Source organism: Halobacillus sp. ABA4_118, assembly GCF_056160205.1.
The window spans coordinates 3,178,112-3,196,415 of the sequence record NZ_JBSWWS010000001.1; the positions used below are offsets into that span (position 1 = coordinate 3,178,112).

Annotated in this window: 22 protein-coding genes; 13 read left to right on the plus strand and 9 right to left on the minus strand. The window is 46.0% G+C overall.

Annotated features, from left to right (window positions below; translation table 11 throughout):
• The first annotated feature begins 221 nt into the window (after positions 1-221).
• Genes pdhA through lpdA form a run of 4 tightly spaced genes read left to right on the plus strand, consistent with a single transcriptional unit; the run spans position 222 to position 5,032 of the window.
• Positions 222-1,304: a pyruvate dehydrogenase (acetyl-transferring) E1 component subunit alpha gene (pdhA, locus tag ACXAGL_RS16260; protein ID WP_474968376.1), complete on the plus strand. Its 1,083-nt coding sequence runs from the start codon at positions 222-224 to the stop codon at positions 1,302-1,304.
• A 3-nt stretch (positions 1,305-1,307) separates the two neighbouring features.
• Entirely contained in the window at positions 1,308-2,285 is a 978-nt protein-coding gene (locus ACXAGL_RS16265) for an alpha-ketoacid dehydrogenase subunit beta (RefSeq protein WP_027954054.1), read from the plus strand.
• 29 nt (positions 2,286-2,314) lie between these two features.
• Entirely contained in the window at positions 2,315-3,619 is a 1,305-nt protein-coding gene (locus ACXAGL_RS16270) for a dihydrolipoamide acetyltransferase family protein (protein ID WP_474968377.1), read from the plus strand.
• 3 nt (positions 3,620-3,622) lie between these two features.
• Complete coding sequence (gene lpdA, locus ACXAGL_RS16275) at positions 3,623-5,032, plus strand: dihydrolipoyl dehydrogenase (protein ID WP_474991816.1); 1,410 nt, start codon at positions 3,623-3,625, stop codon at positions 5,030-5,032.
• A 139-nt stretch (positions 5,033-5,171) separates the two neighbouring features.
• Here lpdA and ACXAGL_RS16280 read toward each other — a convergent pair whose 3' ends face one another.
• The 3 genes from ACXAGL_RS16280 to ACXAGL_RS16290 all read right to left on the minus strand — a co-directional run bounded on the left by ACXAGL_RS16280 (position 5,172) and on the right by ACXAGL_RS16290 (position 8,359).
• The gene (locus tag ACXAGL_RS16280) at positions 5,172-5,552 is read right to left on the minus strand and encodes a hypothetical protein (RefSeq protein WP_474968379.1); all 381 of its coding nucleotides are present in this window, start codon (positions 5,550-5,552) and stop codon (positions 5,172-5,174) included.
• A 199-nt stretch (positions 5,553-5,751) separates the two neighbouring features.
• Positions 5,752-7,284 (minus strand): glycine betaine uptake BCCT transporter, encoded by a 1,533-nt coding sequence (locus ACXAGL_RS16285; RefSeq protein ID WP_474968380.1) that lies wholly within the window; start codon positions 7,282-7,284, stop codon positions 5,752-5,754.
• Between the two features lie 55 nt (positions 7,285-7,339).
• Positions 7,340-8,359 carry an FUSC family protein gene (locus ACXAGL_RS16290; protein ID WP_474991818.1) on the minus strand — a complete coding sequence of 340 codons (1,020 nt, stop codon included), beginning with the start codon at positions 8,357-8,359 and terminating at the stop codon, positions 7,340-7,342.
• A gap of 180 nt (positions 8,360-8,539) precedes the next feature.
• Here ACXAGL_RS16290 and ACXAGL_RS16295 point away from each other — a divergent pair, with 180 nt between their 5' ends.
• Together ACXAGL_RS16295 and ACXAGL_RS16300 are read left to right on the plus strand one after the other, a co-directional pair.
• Positions 8,540-9,427, plus strand: coding sequence for a polysaccharide deacetylase family protein (locus ACXAGL_RS16295; protein ID WP_474991819.1), 888 nt, complete (start codon positions 8,540-8,542; stop codon positions 9,425-9,427).
• A gap of 211 nt (positions 9,428-9,638) precedes the next feature.
• Positions 9,639-9,749 (plus strand): GapA-binding peptide SR1P, encoded by a 111-nt coding sequence (locus ACXAGL_RS16300; protein ID WP_084162990.1) that lies wholly within the window; start codon positions 9,639-9,641, stop codon positions 9,747-9,749.
• A gap of 46 nt (positions 9,750-9,795) precedes the next feature.
• On the opposite strand, the gene ACXAGL_RS16305 is transcribed toward ACXAGL_RS16300, so the two are convergent.
• Positions 9,796-11,265: an aminotransferase class I/II-fold pyridoxal phosphate-dependent enzyme gene (locus ACXAGL_RS16305; RefSeq protein WP_474968382.1), complete on the minus strand. Its 1,470-nt coding sequence runs from the start codon at positions 11,263-11,265 to the stop codon at positions 9,796-9,798.
• Between the two features lie 108 nt (positions 11,266-11,373).
• Here ACXAGL_RS16305 and ACXAGL_RS16310 point away from each other — a divergent pair, with 108 nt between their 5' ends.
• Both ACXAGL_RS16310 and ACXAGL_RS16315 read left to right on the plus strand, forming a co-directional pair.
• Positions 11,374-12,345 (plus strand): NAD(P)H-dependent flavin oxidoreductase, encoded by a 972-nt coding sequence (locus tag ACXAGL_RS16310; protein ID WP_474968383.1) that lies wholly within the window; start codon positions 11,374-11,376, stop codon positions 12,343-12,345.
• Between the two features lie 16 nt (positions 12,346-12,361).
• Positions 12,362-12,634 carry a UPF0223 family protein gene (locus tag ACXAGL_RS16315; protein WP_474968384.1) on the plus strand — a complete coding sequence of 91 codons (273 nt, stop codon included), beginning with the start codon at positions 12,362-12,364 and terminating at the stop codon, positions 12,632-12,634.
• 33 nt (positions 12,635-12,667) lie between these two features.
• Here ACXAGL_RS16315 and ACXAGL_RS16320 read toward each other — a convergent pair whose 3' ends face one another.
• On the minus strand, positions 12,668-13,309 hold the full coding sequence (locus tag ACXAGL_RS16320) for a YktB family protein (protein WP_474968385.1): 642 nt from the start codon (positions 13,307-13,309) through the stop codon (positions 12,668-12,670).
• Positions 13,310-13,488: 179 nt separating this feature from the next.
• Here ACXAGL_RS16320 and ACXAGL_RS16325 point away from each other — a divergent pair, with 179 nt between their 5' ends.
• Positions 13,489-13,677, plus strand: coding sequence for a hypothetical protein (locus ACXAGL_RS16325; protein WP_474968386.1), 189 nt, complete (start codon positions 13,489-13,491; stop codon positions 13,675-13,677).
• Between the two features lie 191 nt (positions 13,678-13,868).
• Positions 13,869-14,678 carry an inositol monophosphatase family protein gene (locus ACXAGL_RS16330; protein WP_474968387.1) on the plus strand — a complete coding sequence of 270 codons (810 nt, stop codon included), beginning with the start codon at positions 13,869-13,871 and terminating at the stop codon, positions 14,676-14,678.
• 48 nt (positions 14,679-14,726) lie between these two features.
• On the opposite strand, the gene ACXAGL_RS16335 is transcribed toward ACXAGL_RS16330, so the two are convergent.
• Entirely contained in the window at positions 14,727-14,900 is a 174-nt protein-coding gene (locus ACXAGL_RS16335; RefSeq protein ID WP_474968388.1) for a DUF5325 family protein, read from the minus strand.
• Positions 14,901-15,033: 133 nt separating this feature from the next.
• Between ACXAGL_RS16335 and ACXAGL_RS16340 the strand changes: the two genes are divergently transcribed.
• Positions 15,034-15,411 carry a YlaH-like family protein gene (locus ACXAGL_RS16340; protein WP_474968389.1) on the plus strand — a complete coding sequence of 126 codons (378 nt, stop codon included), beginning with the start codon at positions 15,034-15,036 and terminating at the stop codon, positions 15,409-15,411.
• Between the two features lie 44 nt (positions 15,412-15,455).
• Here the strand turns inward: ACXAGL_RS16340 and ACXAGL_RS16345 are convergent, their stop codons facing one another.
• Entirely contained in the window at positions 15,456-15,659 is a 204-nt protein-coding gene (locus ACXAGL_RS16345; protein ID WP_474991821.1) for a YlaI family protein, read from the minus strand.
• A 129-nt stretch (positions 15,660-15,788) separates the two neighbouring features.
• On the opposite strand from ACXAGL_RS16345, the gene ACXAGL_RS16350 reads away from it, so the two are divergent.
• On the plus strand, positions 15,789-16,082 hold the full coding sequence (locus ACXAGL_RS16350; protein WP_474991823.1) for a hypothetical protein: 294 nt from the start codon (positions 15,789-15,791) through the stop codon (positions 16,080-16,082).
• Between the two features lie 31 nt (positions 16,083-16,113).
• On the opposite strand, the gene ACXAGL_RS16355 is transcribed toward ACXAGL_RS16350, so the two are convergent.
• Complete coding sequence (locus tag ACXAGL_RS16355) at positions 16,114-16,692, minus strand: YhcN/YlaJ family sporulation lipoprotein (protein ID WP_474971526.1); 579 nt, start codon at positions 16,690-16,692, stop codon at positions 16,114-16,116.
• Between the two features lie 89 nt (positions 16,693-16,781).
• Positions 16,782-17,276, minus strand: coding sequence for a hypothetical protein (locus ACXAGL_RS16360; protein ID WP_474968392.1), 495 nt, complete (start codon positions 17,274-17,276; stop codon positions 16,782-16,784).
• Between the two features lie 90 nt (positions 17,277-17,366).
• Here ACXAGL_RS16360 and glsA point away from each other — a divergent pair, with 90 nt between their 5' ends.
• The gene (gene glsA / locus ACXAGL_RS16365) at positions 17,367-18,296 is read left to right on the plus strand and encodes a glutaminase A (protein WP_474991825.1); all 930 of its coding nucleotides are present in this window, start codon (positions 17,367-17,369) and stop codon (positions 18,294-18,296) included.
• Positions 18,297-18,304: the final 8 nt, after the last annotated feature.

Sequence of the window (18,304 nt, forward strand, 5' to 3'; positions counted from 1 at the left end):
TTGACGAATGATGACGAATTGAGCTAAACTACAAAGTGGATTGACATTGTACCATTGAATCTTAGTTAACAATTGTAACAGTTTTAGATATCTCCTCGTCATGATTAATCCATGGATGTGAGGGGTAAAACGTAAAGAGCAAATCGGTACAGTTTTTTTCATAATTGGGAAAGCTACTTACAGCATCCATTTTTAAAATACGAAAGGAAAGGGTGAATGACTTGAAACGAACTCTAGAGAACATTGAAAACCAGTTCGAAACGTTTCAAATCCTTAACGAAGAAGGCGAAATCGTAAATGACGATTTCATGCCTGACCTATCAGATGAAGATTTAAAAGAAATCATGCGCCGTATGGTATATACGCGTATTTTGGACCAGCGTTCTATTGCGCTTAACCGCCAGGGACGTCTAGGTTTCTACGCTCCAACAGCAGGGCAGGAAGCTTCACAGCTTGGAAGCCAGTTTGCATTGGAGAAAGAAGACTTTATCCTGCCGGGATACCGTGATGTACCACAGTTGATCTGGCACGGTCTTCCACTTCACCAGGCTTTCCTGTTCTCCCGTGGACATTTCAAAGGAAACCAAATGCCTGAGGGCGTGAACGCAGTAAGCCCGCAGATTATTATTGGTGCACAAATTACACAAACAGCCGGCGTTGGTCTTGGCTATAAAAAGCGCGGCCAAAACGCTGTAGCGATTACTTATACTGGTGACGGCGGTGCCTCCCAGGGTGACTTCTACGAAGGTATCAACTTTGCAGGTGCTTTCGGTGCCCAGGCGATCTTCGTTGTACAAAACAACCGTTTTGCGATCTCTGTACCTGTAGAGAAGCAGTCTGCGGCTCAGACCATTGCTCAAAAAGCAGTCGCTGCTGGTATCGAAGGAATCCAGGTTGATGGTATGGATGTTCTTGCTGTTTACGCGGCTACAAAAGAAGCTCGTGACCGCGCTGTAAACGGTGAAGGTCCTACATTGATCGAAACTCTTACTTACCGTTACGGCCCTCATACCATGGCTGGTGACGATCCTACACGCTACCGTACGGAAGATGAAGACAGCGAGTGGGAGAAGAAAGATCCAATCGTGCGTTTCCGTAAATTCCTCGAAGCTAAAGGTCTTTGGTCTGAAGAGGAAGAGAACGAACTGATCGAAAAAACAAAAGAAGAAATCAAAGCAGCGGTTAAAGAAGCTGACAACACTCCTAAGCAGTCGGTAGCCGATCTTATCGGTATCATGCACGAGGAACTTCCATCCAACCTACAGGAGCAGCTGGAAGAATATAAGGAAAAGGAGTCGAAGTAAATCATGGCACAAATGACAATGATTCAAGCCATCACAGACGCGATGCGCACAGAACTTAAAAATGATGAAAACGTGCTGATCTATGGTGAAGACGTTGGTCAAAACGGCGGAGTATTCCGTGCTACTGAAGGTCTTCAAAAAGAATTCGGCGAAGATCGTGTATTTGATACACCCCTGGCTGAATCCGGAATCGGCGGTATGTCCATCGGACTTGCACTAACCGGCTTCCGCCCGGTACCAGAAATTCAATTCTTCGGCTTCGTTTACGAAGTCATGGATGCGATCAGCGGCCAAATGGCTCGTTACCGCTACCGTTCCGGCGGTACACGTCCAATGCCGATCACGGTTCGTTCTCCGTTCGGCGGCGGTGTTCACACGCCTGAACTTCACGCGGACAGCCTTGAAGGTCTAATGGCACAGCAGCCTGGCCTGCGTGTAGTTATTCCATCCAACCCTTACGATGCCAAAGGTCTTTTGATCTCTTCCATCCGTAATAATGATCCAGTTATCTTCCTTGAGCATATGAAGCTCTACCGTTCTTTCCGTGAAGAAGTACCGGAAGAAGAGTACACGGTGGATCTGGATAAGGCAGCCGTTAAGCGCGAAGGTACAGATGTAACTCTTGTTGCTTATGGTGCAATGGTTCATTCTTCCCTTAAAGCGGCAGAAGAACTTGAGAAAAATGGAATCAGCGCTGAGGTTCTTGACCTTCGTACGGTTTCCCCTGTGGACTACGAAACAATCCTTGCATCTGTGAAGAAGACAAACCGTGCCGTTGTTGTGCAGGAAGCACAAAAGCAGGCCGGTATCGCTTCCAACATTGTAGCTGAAATCCAGGAAAAAGCGATTCTTCACCTTGAGGCCCCGGTTCTGCGTGTAGCTGCACCAGATACGGTATATGCATTTACTCAAGCGGAAGAAGTATGGCTTCCTAATCACAACACGATCGTTGAAAAAGTCAACGACGTTATGAACTTTTAATTATCTCTAATTACTAGGAGGGAATACCCGTGGCATTTGAATTTAAACTGCCTGATATCGGTGAAGGTATCCACGAAGGTGAAATTGCAAAGTGGTTCGTCAAACCAGGCGACGAAGTAAAAGAAGACGATGTACTCTGTGAAGTACAGAACGACAAAGCCGTTGTTGAAATTCCTTCCCAGGTGGATGGTACTGTAAAAGAGATCCATGTTGATGAAGGCGAAACAACAACCGTAGGTACTGTAATCATCACAATTGATGACGGTTCCGAGGACACTGGTTCTTCTGAAGCTCCTCAGGAAGAGAGCGCTGAGGAAGAAAAAGCAGAGGCTCCTAAAGAAGAAAGCAAAGAAGAAAAAACTGAACAGCCGGCTGCATCTTCTGCAGATGCAGATGTAGACGAAGACAAGCGCGTCATCGCTATGCCGTCTGTACGTAAGTTTGCCCGTGACAATGACGTTGAAATCCGTCAGGTCCAGGGTTCAGGCAAAAATGGCCGTGTTCTTAAGGAAGATATTGAAAGCTTCATGAACGGTGGACAAGCGGATACAGCTTCTTCTGAAGCTCCAGCTCAGGAAGAGAAGCAGGAAGAAGCCTCCAGCAAACCGGCAGCACCAGCTGCAGGCGAAGCTTATCCAGAAACCCGTGAGAAGATGAGTGGAATCCGTAAAGCGATCTCCAAAGCTATGGTGAACTCCAAGCATACAGCTCCTCACGTAACATTGATGGATGAAGTGGATGTTTCTGAACTTGTTGCACACCGTAAGAAGTTCAAGAGCGTTGCTGCAGAACAGGATATCAAGCTGACTTACCTTCCATATGTTGTGAAGTCCCTTGTTTCTACACTGAAGAAATTCCCTGTTCTAAATACGTCCATTGATGACAATACGGATGAAATTATTCAGAAACACTACTATAATATTGGTATTGCTGCAGATACAGAAAAAGGACTGATGGTTCCTGTCGTTAAAGATGCGGATCGTAAGTCTGTATTCTCTATCTCAAGTGAAATCAATGAACTGGCTGTTAAAGCCCGTGATGGTAAACTTTCTGGTGAAGAGATGAAAGGTGCTTCCACAACGATTACGAATATCGGCTCTGCCGGTGGTCAGTGGTTTACACCAGTTATCAACCACCCTGAAGTAGCTATTCTAGGAATCGGCCGTATCGCTGATAAGCCGATCGTACGCGATGGTGAAGTCGTAGTGGCTCCAGTTCTTGCTATTTCCCTAAGCTTTGACCACCGTATTATTGACGGTGCAACAGCTCAGCACGCAATGAACAACATCAAGCGTTTACTGAACGATCCACAACTAATTATGATGGAGGCGTAAAGTATGGTAGTAGGAGATTTCCCAATTGAACTAGACACATTAGTAGTAGGTGCGGGCCCAGGCGGTTATGTTGCTGCCATCCGCGCCGCCCAGACGGGTCAGAAAGTAACCATCGTTGATAAGGGCAACCTTGGCGGTGTCTGCTTGAACGTCGGCTGTGTACCTTCAAAAGCATTGATTCAGGCGGGTCACCGTTACGAGCATGCTAAAGGTGCCGACGACATGGGTATCCAATCTGAAAATACAACGGTTGACTTCTCCAAGGTCCAGGAATGGAAGAGCGGCGTTGTAAACAAACTTACCGGCGGTGTTGAAGGTCTTCTTAAAGGAAACAGTGTAGACATCGTAAAAGGTGAAGTATACTTTGTCGATAAAAACACGGTACGCGTTATGGATGAGAAAAACTCTCAAACCTATACGTTCAACAATGTGATTATCGCAACAGGATCCCGTCCAATTGAACTTCCAAACTTCAAGTTCTCTGACCGCGTGCTTGATTCTACAGGAGCTCTTTCCCTTCAGGAAAGTCCTAAGAAGCTTGTCGTAATCGGAGGAGGATACATCGGTACGGAGCTTGGTACAGCGTACGCAAACTTCGATACGGAAGTAACCATCCTTGAAGGTATGAAAGATATCCTTGGCGGATTCGAAAAACAAATGTCTTCCATTGTGAAGAAACGTCTGAAGAAAAAAGGCGTGGCCATTGAAACAAACGCGATGGCTCAAGGTGTGGAAGAAACAGAAAATGGCGTAACAGTTACGTATGAAGTGAAAGGCGAAACAAAAACCGTTGATGCTGATTACGTTCTTGTAACGGTTGGACGCCGTCCGAACACTGATGAAATCGGTCTTGAAGATCTTGGATTGAACATGACGGATAAAGGTCTGATTGAAATCGACAACCAGTGCCGCACAAACCTTGATAACGTGTATGCGATTGGTGATATCGTAGCTGGACCTCCGCTTGCTCACAAAGCTTCCTACGAAGCGAAAGTGGCTGCTGAAGCTATTGCAGGCGAGAAAACAGAAATTGATTACCACGGCATCCCTGCTGTAGTATTCTCTGATCCAGAACTTGCTTCTGTTGGTTATACTGAGCAGGAAGCTAAAGACGCAGGATATGAAGTGAAAGCTTCTAAATTCCCGTTTGCAGCTAATGGTCGTGCCCTTTCTCTTAACGACAGTGACGGTTTCCTTAAACTCGTTACGCGTAAAGATGATGATCTTGTTATCGGTGCTCAAATTGCCGGTCCAAATGCCAGTGACATGATTGCTGAGCTTGGTCTTGCCATTGAAGCGGGAATGACTGCTGAAGACTTGGCTCTTACCATCCACGCTCACCCTACACTTGGTGAGATTACGATGGAAGCTGCTGAAGTTGCTATCGGTCAGCCGATTCACATCACGAAGTAATGATAAAGTAAAAACTGCCGGACAAAAAGTCCGGCAGTTTTTTTATGTTTCCACATAAAACGGGGGATCAGCGCCCCTGAATTAAAAAGAAGCAGTCCGCCCGGGAGCGGGTGCTTCTTTTTGTTTGGAGGTATGTTGTTTATGTTCCTGAGAGCACGAGTGCTTCCTCCAGGGTGGATGAAATTCGATGTTCGGTTTCAATACCGGAAAGCCGGGTAATCGTACGGCCTTCCTTTTTGACAACGAGCATAGGGAGAGAAGCCCCTTCAATATCTTCGACTTTGTGGGAGTCTGTGGTCGTTTGTTTGAATTGCAGGCGGTTTTGGTCCTGATGCTCTAATTTCCAATTCAGAAGGGCGCTCATGTAGTTTTCAGCCTTTTCCTCCTGATCTGGATTCGTGTAGAGGTATAAATCATAATCATCAGGAGATGTAGAAAGGACCTGGACTTCTTCAGACTGACCGATACAGCCCATTAATAGGAGAAGGACGGTGAAGATCATAAGTTTGTTTGTTTGCATGCAGCTTCTCTCCCTTATCTGAGTTCATGTTCAGTTTAACAGATGAAGAAGATGGATCCCGGGTTGTTATGGATTTGTCACAGGAATGAAAGCCTGGTGTTTTATAATGAAAAGAGATGTTAAAGAGGGGAGGTTATCATGGAGAGTAGGATTGGATATAAAAATGCCCGGGTATTTTACCCGGGCGTTTTTATTGAGCTTATCGTTTTTTCTTAAGGTCGACTTTCTTCGCTTCTTCCTGGAACGTTTTCAACAGGGAGAAACAGATGAGAATTAAAATGAATGTGAACGGGAAGGCTGCGATAATGGCAGCTGTTTGAAGGGCTCCCAATCCACCCTGCCACAGCAGCACAGCAGCAGCTCCTGCCTGAATGATTCCCCAAGTGAATTTCACCTGGTTTTTAGGATTCAGGCTTCCATTTGTCGTCTGCATACCAAGAACGAAGGTTGCAGAGTCGGCAGATGTGATAAAGAATGTGCTGATTAACAGCAGTCCGATGACACTCATAACAGCTCCGAGCGGAATGTGCTCGAGCATGGAGAATAGAGCAACTTCTGTACCAAGTTCATTAACGTCAGAGATGATATCTATACCGTCAAAGTATTCAAGAGAAATTGCTGTTCCGCCGAATACGGAGAACCAAAGGGCACCGAAGATCGTTGGAACGAGCAGGACACCAAGAATGAACTCACGGATGGTACGGCCGCGGGATACACGGGCAATGAATGTACCTACGAATGGTGCCCATGAAATCCACCATGCCCAGTAGAAGATCGTCCAGCCCTGAACCCAGGAATTATCCTCAGCAAAAGGCGTCAGACGGAAACTCATATAAGGAAGGTCACGGACATAAGAACCGAATGTCGTCGTGAAGTAATCCATAATAAAGTTCGTAGGACCTGCAAACAGTAGGAAAACCATTAATGTAATCGCTAGTACGATGTTTGTATTACTCAGGTATTTAATCCCCTTGTTCAATCCTGTCATAGCAGAAACCATGAACAATACGGTAACAGCACAAATGATGATCAGCTGCAGTGTAAACGTATCCTCAAGTCCATCGATGACAAATGCAAGACCACTTGAAATCTGCAGGGCACCAAGTCCGAGTGATGTAGCGACACCAAAGATTGTGGCAAATACAGCGATAAAGTCCACGATTGTACCGATTGGACCTTTTACTCTCTTCTCGCCTAATACCGGTGTAAGAGCCGCACTGATAACACCAGGGGCATCTTTTCTGAACTTAAAGTAGGCAAGGGCAAGAGCAAGTACAGCATAAATGGCCCAAGGGTGGAGTCCCCAGTGGAAGAAGGAATATTTCATGGCAGCCTGGGCTGCTTCTTCACTCATAGCCTCCTGTCCTGGAAGTGGCGGCGTGTGGAAGTGGGAAAGTGGCTCCGCAGCTCCCCAGAATACAAGGCCGATCCCCATACCTGCACTAAACAGCATCGCAAACCATGTAATGTATGGATATTCCGGCTCGTCGTCAGGCTTACCAAGCTTCAGCTTTCCGAATTTAGAAAAGACGAGGAAGATGGCAAAGATTAAGAAGCCTGTAGCAGATAATAGATAAAACCATCCGAATTTATCGGTTAGAAATCCCTGAATTGTAGATGTAACGTTGCTTAAGTTCCACGTGGGAAGGGTGGATTCAGGAATAACACCCCATCCAATGAATAATAGTGCAGCGACAACAGAGATATAAAACACTTTCGTCACTTGATTCATGAAGAAAATCCCTCCTATTAAGTATTATGTTTGATTCCCCTCATAAAAATCAGGTCTAAAAGTAGCACCTTTTCACGACATGCATCTGTTTTTCTGACAAATTTTGCAATTCTTCCAGAATATCGTGAAAACAAAGCATTTCGTAGATTAAAATGGTTTGAGGGGGTAAGTGATGCCTGTACCCGGTCTGTTTCACGACATGTTCTTCTTTCCATTTCCAAAATGCTTCATCCAATTGATGCACCATATTGAATTGTTTCTCCCTGATCGAATGAGCCGGGTCAAGCAGTACATTGACATATTCATCCGTCAGTTCGAGAAGCAGATTTTTTTCGCTTTCCGTAAAATCAGAGGCTTTTGTCTGGACATACTGCAGGTTCCCCAAATGATAGGCAATCTGCTGAAAAGCGGCAAGCTTTCGCTGTGAAAGCTGAAAAGAAACCATCTCTTCGTCGGTATGACGATGGTACTTCCACTCCTCACGCTGATACCGTGACAGCTGGTTCGTTGTTTCCAGATGGGCAGTGAGTTGTCGGTATGACCGCTGAATCCCACGGGATTTCTCTTTAGAATCTGCCGTTACATTCTCGATTATACGCCTTAAGAGCAGACCAGCTTGATTATACAGACCATTGATGTTTTTGTAAATCGTGGGGGAATAGTTGGGTGGAAGCAGGAAAAAATTCACAAATGTCGATATGATGATCCCAATGGATGTAGTACCCAATCTTGTGAAAAACGAAACAAAATACTGGTCCTGAAAATCGGGAATCATAGCTGTAGCTGTGATCGTGGCCACCAAAATCCCATCATCAAGCTTTAATTTGTGGCAGACGGCAATCGTAGCCATGGCGACCAGTGCGAATGTCAGCGCACCTTTACCGAATAATCCATAAAAGGCAGTTGCAAGTAAAGCCCCGATTGCTGATGCAGGAAACCGGACCGCTGCCTTCTTAATGGAATCTGCTGCCGTATGCTCGATGGTCACTATAGCTGTAATAACAGCAAAGATGATCGGCAAATTAAAAAAACCGCATATTAATGCAGTCAAAAAGACAGAGATTCCCGTTTTCAACGTCCGGCTTCCTAAAATCTTAAATTTCTTCAATGTATGAAGCATAACCATCACCCATATGTCGTGTCTTCTGACCACGGTTCCTTATTATATAATAAATTACCCAAAAACGATAGAAAAAATGTCGGATAATCTATTATAATGATAAAAGTGGAAATACATAACAGTGGAGGGTCAAAAATGAAACGATGGTTTAGTGTGTTCCTGCTTATGCTTGTATTCCTGGCTGCCTGTGGCGGCAACGAGGGAACATCAGGGGCAGAAGAAGATCAGACAGCGTCAGATGAACCGGCTGCTGAGCAGCAGGAAAAGGACAGTACGGAGTCGTCAGAAAACCCTGAAGAAGGGGAAAAGGAAGAAGAAGAAACGCAGCAAGCGTCAGATGAGGAAGAGGCTGCGCAGGAAGCTTTCGTGCAGAAAGAGGCTCAATATGAAATGACAGACACCTGGTCTTTCCAGCCGATTGCAGATGCTGATCCGAAGGTGGCTTTATTAACGATTGATGATATACCTGATGAACATGCCATGGAGATGGCTGAAACTTTGAAAGAGAAAGGTGCCCCCGCCATTTTCTTTGTAAATGGACACTTTTTAGACACTCCGGATGAAGAACTGGCAGAAAAGAGAAAGCAGTGGGTGAAGGACATTCATGACATGGGCTTCCCAATCGGAAACCATACTTATTCCCATAAGGATCTTAAAACCATGTCCGAGGAGGAACAGCGGGAGGAAATCCTGACAGTAAGTGACCAGATTGAAGAAATTACCGGGGAACGGCCGGTGTTTTACCGTTCGCCGTTTGGCTCGAATACAGACTATGTCAAGCAGCTCGTAAAGGAAGAGGGCATGCTGCTGATGAACTGGACGTATGGCTATGATTGGGAACAGGAATACCAAAATGCGTCATCGCTCGCTGATATAATGGTTAATACACCATTGCTGGCCAACGGCGCAAACTTGCTGATGCACGACCGTGACTGGACGAATAAAGCTCTCGGGGATATCGTAGATGGATTGAGGGATAAAGGATATACCCTGCTTGATCCAGCGCTTATTCAAACCCCTTAAATAATGACCATCACTTAAAAAAAGGAAGCCGCCCGGCTTCCTTTTTCTTTTATTCTTTTTTGAAGAACAGGATCATATAATGGTAGGTGGGCGACTTATTAGTATGACATATATTTTAAAAAGTTATACTAAAAGGGTTGATTTTCACAATAAGCCATATTAAAATAAAACTACATTGAAAACGATTACAAAAATGAAGGGGTGGATATGAATGGGAACAATCGTATGTCAAGACTGTCAAAAGGTGATTGAGCATTACGAAAACGAGAAGGTTTCTACTTTATACAGCACATGCCCGACATGCACGGATACCGAAAAATAAACCTGAAAAAAGCCGGACGCTGTGATGCGTCCGGCTTTTTTCAGGTTTACTTGAAGGCTTTCTGCTCACGGATGACTCGGATTGTTTCTAAGGTATCATCAACGGGTCCCTGGACAGGGAGTCCTGCCTCCACGTTTTCATAAATGTAATCAATGTTATCGGCGGTAATGATTTCTCCAGGGATGAAAATAGGGATTCCCGGGGGATAGACCATCACAAACTCGGCACTGATTCTGCCTGCTGCCTTTTTCAAAGGAACCGTCTCGGTGGTGGAGTAGAACGCCTCTCTTGGAGAGAGCGCAAGAACAGGGATGTCAGGAACTTTTACAGAAACGGGTGTTACTTCGGCCTCGGTCCGGCACAGATCTGTTAAATGATGCAGCGCTTGTACAAGTTTTTCGACTTCCTGCAGGCTGTCGCCTGAAGTGATGATACAAAGAATATTGTAAAGGTCGGAAAGTTCCACCTCAATGCTGTAATTCTCCCTTAACCACACTTCAACATCGTAACCGGTCATGCCGAGATTTTTCACTGAAATAATCAGTTTGGTCGGGTCATAGTCGATCGTTGCGCTGGACGATAAAATATCAGCACCTGGACAGAAAATGGCTGGAATTTGATTGAGCTTTTCACGTGCGCGATCGGCCAGCAGAATAGCATTTTCCATCAGTTGATGTCCATGAATGGCAAGATGACGCCTTGCTGTATCCAGGGAGGCCAGCAGAATATAGGAGGTCGATGTCGTATGAAGCATCGACAATACAGCCTGTACACGCTCATGAGACACAAGCCCTTCTCTTACATTCAAAACAGAGCTCTGCGTTAAGGACCCGCCCAGCTTGTGGACGCTGGTGGAAGCCATATCCGCTCCGGCCTCCATAGCGGACATAGGCAGACGCTCATGGAAGTGTATATGCACACCGTGAGCCTCATCGACGAGGACGGGTATATCGAAGCTGTGGGCAATATCCACAATTCCTTTTAAATCAGCCGACACACCAAAATACGTCGGATTGATAACGAGCAGGCCCTTAGCATCCGGATGTGCCTCACAGGCCTTCTTCACGGCGTCTGTCGTAATGCCGTGGGAAATGCCAAATCGTTCATCCAGTTCCGGATGGATAAAAACAGGCTTGGCCCCGGAAAAAATGATGGCAGTGGTTACCGACTTGTGCACGTTTCTTGGAACAATGATTTTGTCGCCCGGCTGGCATACACTAAGTATCATCGTCATAATGGCTCCTGAGGTCCCTTGAACAGAAAAGAACGTGTAGTCGGCTCCAAAAGCCTCTGCTGCAAGCTCCTGTGCCTCTTTGATCATGCCTTGTGGATGATGGAGATCATCCAATGGCTGTATGTTAATTAAATCAATCGATAATGCATTTTCACCGATAAAGGAACGGAATTCCTCGTCCATTCCACGTCCGCCTTTATGACCGGGGATGTGAAATTGTACGGGATTGCGCTCCCGGTGTTTTTTCAACCCTGTAAACAGGGGGGTTTCATGTTGATTCATGTATGGGAACACCTCTTTATAATAGCAAAGCAAATGAATTATAGCAGAGTCCAGAACCTTGCGCCAGTCTTTTATGTCTCCTTTTTCCAATCGTGCTAAACTAGAAGTATGGAGGTGGAGCAAATGAAATGGAATACACGAGTGACGGAACTTTTGGACATTACATACCCGGTCATACAGGGAGGGCTGGCCTATCTGGCCTATTCGAACCTGGCCGCCGCTGTTTCGAATGCCGGCGGGCTTGGTCAGCTGACAGCTATGAGCATGGAGGGACCCGCACACTTGAAAAAAGAAATTAAGCTGGTCCGGGAAAAAACCAACCGGCCGTTCGGGGTCAATTTTGCGATCGGCCAGCACGGGCGCCCTTTTGAAAAAATGGTGCAGACAGCCGTGGATGAGCAGGTGCCCGTGGTTTCTGTTACTGGAGGGAATCCACAAGGTGTTTTGGAAGCGCTTAAAGGTACCGGCATTAAAACGCTCGTCCTTGTTGCTGCGCGGAGGCAGGCGGTAAAAGCTCAGGAGCTTGGGGCGGATGCTGTGATGGTGGTCGGTCATGAAGGGGGAGGCCACCTCGGGCGTGATGATGTGGGGACGCTCGTCCTTACTCCACAGGTCGTCGATGCCGTCGATATTCCGGTTATTGCTTCCGGGGGAATTGGAGACGGCCGGGGTTTAATGGCTGCGTTGTCCCTTGGTGCGGAAGGAGTGGAAATGGGAACACGTTTTATTGCTACAAAAGAGTGCACCCATGCGCACCCCGCCTACCAGGACGCCCTGATTAAAGCAGATGAAACGTCAACGACCGTCATTAAAAGAAGTTTAAAAGCTCCGGCCCGGGCCTTGAAAAATGACTGGACAACTCGTATTTTAGAATTGGAGCAGGAAAATGCCGGCTATGACGGTCTCCGCTCCTATATCAGCGGGGATGCGAATAAAACATTCATATACAAAGGACAGGCCGGTCAAGGCTTTGGATGGGCCGGACAGATTGCCTCCCGCATCCATGATGTCCCAACGGTCGAAGAACTCTTTGACCGGGTGATCAAGGAAGCGGAGGATATCCGCACCCGCTGGTCCTGATGAAGGAGGAAAAAAGATGAGTTATACTTATCCAATTGATGAAATCCACTGGTCAAAGGAAGAGATCATCGATGTTGTGAATTTCTACAGTATCGTTGAACAAGCGTATGAGCAGGGAGTGAAGCGGGACGACCTGCTGCTGGCTTATACACGGTTTAAACAGATTGTGCCATCGAAGAGTGAAGAAAAAACACTCTGCGGGCAGTTTGAAAAAGATTCCGGATATTCCTGTTACCGTACCGTGAAGCAGGCGCGCAGTCTCTCAGAGGGTGACCGATTGAAAATGTAAAGAAAAAAGAGACACACGTCAGACGTGTGTCTCTTACTTTTCTTCCAGTTGTTTCGTAAAACGATACAAAGGCTCCAGCGTCTGGAATGTCTCCCGGCAGAATTCAATGAATGCCTCAGGATCCTTCAATCGGTCATCTCCACGCTGAAGCTGACGTCCACAAAGGATCTCGGCTTTCTTGACGGTTTTCAACCGTTCCGTCATTTTGGAGAATGTCTCGTCGTCCACATCGCTGTGAGGGGCCGCTTCGGGCTTCGTATGATCGACAGACCACACAAAATCCTCTGGAATGTGCGAAAGGATATCCTCTTTATTTTCTTCCAGCTTGGAAGCGAAGTCTACTTTGATTGGACTTTCATAAATGACGGCAAACCATACAAATACGTGGGTTTCCCACAAGCCGATCTGGAAGTGGGGAAGTTTTTTATAGCCGCGTTTACTGGAGGCAAGAGCGGCCCACGTATCGTTTGGCGGATTGGTTTTGCGACGGGCATGCCTGGCGACGTGGACAAACATTTCATCGCCTGTCATAGCTGTAACATCCGCTGAAAGTTCCTGTGCTGCCGCTTCAAGTTTAGGGGAGATCCTTTCCCGCAGAGCTTCCATTCGATTTTCCAGTCCGGGAATGGAAAATACGTCAAAGTCTTCTTGTTTAAAACCTGTAAAAGTCGTCAAACTATCATCTCCTACCATTTCTTCCATAATAGTTTAACACAATTCGACAAAGTTACTAAGGGATGTGTTTGACTGGTTTGAAGGCGTGAAAAATGGGTTACATATAAGTAATCTAAATGAAACTTCTGTCGTTAAAGCCACATATATATAAGGTAAGGATTTAAAAGGGAGGGATTGCAATGAAACATGTAATGGAAGCGTTGCGTAAGAGAGAAGCTGAAGAGAAGCTCCCGGTAATCCGTATGGAGATTGATTATGAACTGGTCACCCTGCATGATGCCATGATTGCAGGAGACGCCGAGCAGATGTCAAAGACAAAAAGGCGTCTGACTGAACTTCGTAAACAATTGATTGAATGGTCGATCTAGAACCAGGCAGCGATAGAGTTGCCTGTTTTTTTTGTGTTCCTTCCCTGTAAAGGGGTGAATCCTGTACCGCGGGCCTCCCTCTACCAATGGCAGGAAGCGTGAAAGATTTGTGATGGAAGGGGATCAAGCATGCATTTGTTGCCTGCATTTGGTACGATTAAAGGTGAGACTGATAAAAGGGGTACGATGCTATGGATCAACAGACAAAGAATGAAGTGTTCGATCAAGCTAAAGCATGGATACTGGAAGCGGGCGAGCGGATCAAATCAAAGATTGATGCCCCCCGATCCATTGAAACAAAATCCAATCCGAATGACCTTGTAACAGAAATGGATCAGCAGACGGAACAATTTTTCGCAGAGAAAATTAAAAATGCCTACCCGGATCATTATCTGCTTGGAGAAGAAGGTTTTGGGGATGAACTGGAAGACATCGGAGGGACCGTCTGGATTGTGGACCCTATTGACGGCACGATGAACTTCGTCCACCAAAAACGCAATTTCGCTATATCCATCGGCATTTACGTAGATGGTATAGGGGAAATCGGCTTTATTTATAACGTCATGGAAGGGACTCTTTACACAGCGAAACGAGGGGAAGGGGCATGGAAAAACGATGTGCAGCTTCCACAGCTCAGCAAAGACCGTCCGTTAAAGCAGTCGATTCTCGCTTTGAATACAACCTGGCTCATTCCTGAAAACCCATTTATAGAACATAAAGGGGTGGAGGAGCTTGTGAAGACGCTTAGAAGCACGCGTTCTTACGGGTCTGCCGCTCTTGAACTTGCATTCGTGGCTGAAGGTATTCTCGATGGATATTTAACGATGACGCTGATGCCGTGGGATTATGCAGCAGGTAGTATCCTCGTCCGCGAAGTAGGTGGAATCGTTACCCGTGCAGACAAAGAAGAACTGGATTTATTAAATAAAACAACCGTGCTTGCCTGCCGGTCCAACATTCATGATGAAATCATCAATGATTATGTACAACTGAAAAGATAGAACAAAAGCGACCTTGGGAAAAGGTCGCTTGTTTTGTGTGCGGATGAATTAATCGGCATGAACTTCATCCCGTCTTCTTTTGCGGCGGAGACCGACGCTCATGAGAGCAAAGCCGGAGAAGAAGAGGAGTCCGGCCAGCCAGAACAAATTCTGGCCGATGGCGAATCCGACAAAAACGAAACTTAAAATGACAAGAACAGCAAGCATTGCATTGTTCACCATAATTTTTGAATCACCTCTATTCGATACCAGTATATCGGATTTGAACACGGATGAAAATGGTTTCACGGGTAGCAACCCAGTCTCTTTTCTAGTAATATAGAGAAAAGGACAGGATCTCTTGAGGAGGAACATCATGCAGGATACATCGACACTTCCAGTACCGACGGATTTATGGCCGGTGGCCGACTTTTTCTTCCGCGGGCTTGGAAGCGAAGTGAACTTAAATGATGAAAGCGAAGTAACGATGTTGTTTCGCTCATTTATGCTGTTATACTTAACGACTGTCATTTTAACGGTCATTACCTTCAAACTGGGATTTGCAAAGAAGCTCCCTTTGCTGAAGACCATTGTTGTTTATGCCGTCCTTATTATCGGTACATTCGTGTTGACGTTGATTCTGGGACTGAATCTGCCCGTACCAGAAAGTCTGCTTGCAGCCGCATTAATTCTTGGTATATACAGGGTGAGACTGCACAGGGAGCGTTCGGCCAGGCATCAGGGAGAATCGTAAAACGGGAAAAACCCGGCTTCATTCATAAGCCGGGTTTTTTATCGTTAACTTAAATGTTTTTCTCTTTTACGCTCGCGGTGGAATTTGAAATCACCGGTGGCCAGTCTTTTTTTCGTATTTTCAGCTATCCGCTCATGACATGGCTGACACATATACGTGTTGATCCTCCGGTTTCTTAACCGTTTCGCCTGAAGACAGTAGCTGTCTATTTCTTCAATATGATCACAAATTACGCATTGGACACGCATATACTCACCTCTATTTACTTAGTACGGTTGCCTCTAGTGTAACACATGTGAAAATTTAGAAATAGATGGAGTTTCCACGTTTTAACGGAACTGGGTTTGGGAACTGTTATTATAGAAGTCATGGAAAGGATGATAATAGTGAGAAAACGCTGGATGGTTACAGCAGCAGGCGCCGTGGCCGGCGGGGTGGTTGCCTATTTTCTTAAAGACGGTGACAACAGACAGAAAGTGAAGGACAAGGCAGGTTCCCTTCAAAGCCGCCTGAAAAAAGGTGACGATATGCCGATCGAAGAAGCGGGCAAACCGGAAACCGCTGACTTAGAAAACTCTAAAATGGTAAATGAGGGATCCCAGTTCGGAGTTCAGTACTATAATGAACTGACGGAAAAAGAAAGAGAAATTTTGGAAAAAAGTAACAGCTAAATCCTTTTTAGGATTTAGCTGTTTTTCTGTACTAATCCGAATGCGATTGTTCCTTCTCTATTTGATCCAGCTGCTTCTGTTCTTTTTCCGGAATGGAGTCCTGGCTGCCATTGGACTCCGGTTCTTCATTTATAGGACCTTCAGGCATGTACCGGGCAATAATCTGACTGAGTTCATCGGTCAAGGCCCCGATTGGGTGTCCTTGAGAGGCTTTGTCCCCGATCCCCCTGAGGCGTTCGACGACATCAGCATCCGCAAATACGGCGGCCTGCTTTCCGTAAGGATCATTTTTCAGCGCTTCAGCAACTGAATATTTAATAACACCAACTCTGGCCCGGTCGAGGTCTTTGTCTACATCAATGCCGACCGCTACATAATCACCGAGGACGACAGCAGTCGCATCATGGACATCCGGAACTTGTACAGCCAGCCCGGCTAAATGCTCGGCTGCTTCTTCACTTGTCAGTGTCTTTTTCTCAATGGGATCGGAATCAGATACGTATTTGTACTTTGGATCGCTCTGCTTTTCTTCCAGGAGGGATTGTTCATTATCACCCTGCTGACAGGCACTCAGAAGTAGGAAAACAGCTATCAATAGGAACTTGTTCAAAGGAAACCACCACTTTTTTTTACTTATAGTCTGTGTCTGAGGAGAGATAATATACAAAAAGGACAGCTGCAGGCAGCCGTCCTTCGTCTTTACTGAAAGATGATTTTCTTTATTCCTTTGACAGGAGTTTCGCGGTTGGATCCATCACCGAAGTATAGGTGAACAGGGCCCTCCGTCTGTAAAGGTTTTCCGTTTTCAGCAAATAAAAGCAGGGCATCTTTTAAATCATCGGCATGGATGATTTCTTCTCCCTGATCAGAAACGAGCGCCGCTTTTTTCGAATCCGCGGAAGGCTCACTGGTTTGCAGGAAAGGGAGAAGGGGCATTAGGAAAGTGCCGTTCATAATTCTCTGTTTTTCGTACCGGTTGATGCTTTTATTTACAGGTGGATTCAGTTTCTGCTGGTAAACTTCTCTGTCGAAGCGGAGGGATTTCCGTTTCATTTCATCTTCCTCCTCAGGGGAGGTTTCCGGGGATCCCCCTTCAAATGCTTCAGTAAATGTTAATTTGCGGTCATCAAAAATCCATACGGTGGGGTCTAAAGTAATCGGGAATTTTACTTTTCCAGTTAGTTGAACAATCATGGCTGAAGCCACCTTTCAAAATAGTAAGAATCATCCATCCAAAATCATAGCAGATAATGAATTCGATTTCATTAAAGGAGGCTCTTTTCTTTGATTAAAGATATTTCCGAACAAGTATTAAATGAGTGGCTTGAAAATGTCCGTCCCTACGCCTACGATGGCCAGGTGGCCGATTATATCCCTGCACTGGGAAGACAGAATCCTGAAGACCTGGCCGTTGCCATCCATTACCAGGACGGGGACACGGTAGAAGCGGGACGGACAGAAGTCCGGTTTACGCTTCAAAGCATATCAAAAGTCATCTCCCTGGCCCTGGCGCTAATGGACAATGGGGAGGAGTATGTGTTCGACAGAGTGGGAATGGAGCCGACTGGAGATCCGTTCCACTCCATTTACAGACTGGAGCAGATCCCCTCCAAGCCGTTGAATCCGATGATCAATGCCGGAGCGCTTGCTGTGACCAATATGATTCACGGGGCGACACCTGATGAAAAAGTAGGCCGTCTATTGAGCTTTGTTCATGATTTAACCGATGATCACAGCATCCGCTACAACGAAGAAGTGGCAAGTTCAGAATTCGAAACGGCCTTTTTGAACCGTTCTCTGTTGTTTTATATGAAACAGCACCAAATCGTGACCGGCAGTGTAGAGGAAACGCTCGATGCTTATACAAAACAATGTGCGATTGAAGTCAACGTCTGTCAGCTTGCACGGATCGGGGCTCTGCTTGCCAATGAAGGGCGGGACATTTCTTCGGGACGCCGGATCATTCCGAAACATCTTGCCCGTATCTGTAAAACTTTTATGGTCACATGCGGGATGTACGATGCTTCCGGGTCCTTTGCCATTAAAGTTGGAATTCCTGCCAAAAGCGGTGTCTCCGGATCGGTGCTGGCTTCTCTGAATAATTTCGGAGGAATAGCTGTCTATGGTCCAAGCCTGGATGAAAAAGGAAACAGCGTCATAGGTTTGAAGCTTCTGGAAACATTGTCCAATCGATATGACCTCTCCATCTTCTAGGCGGCGTC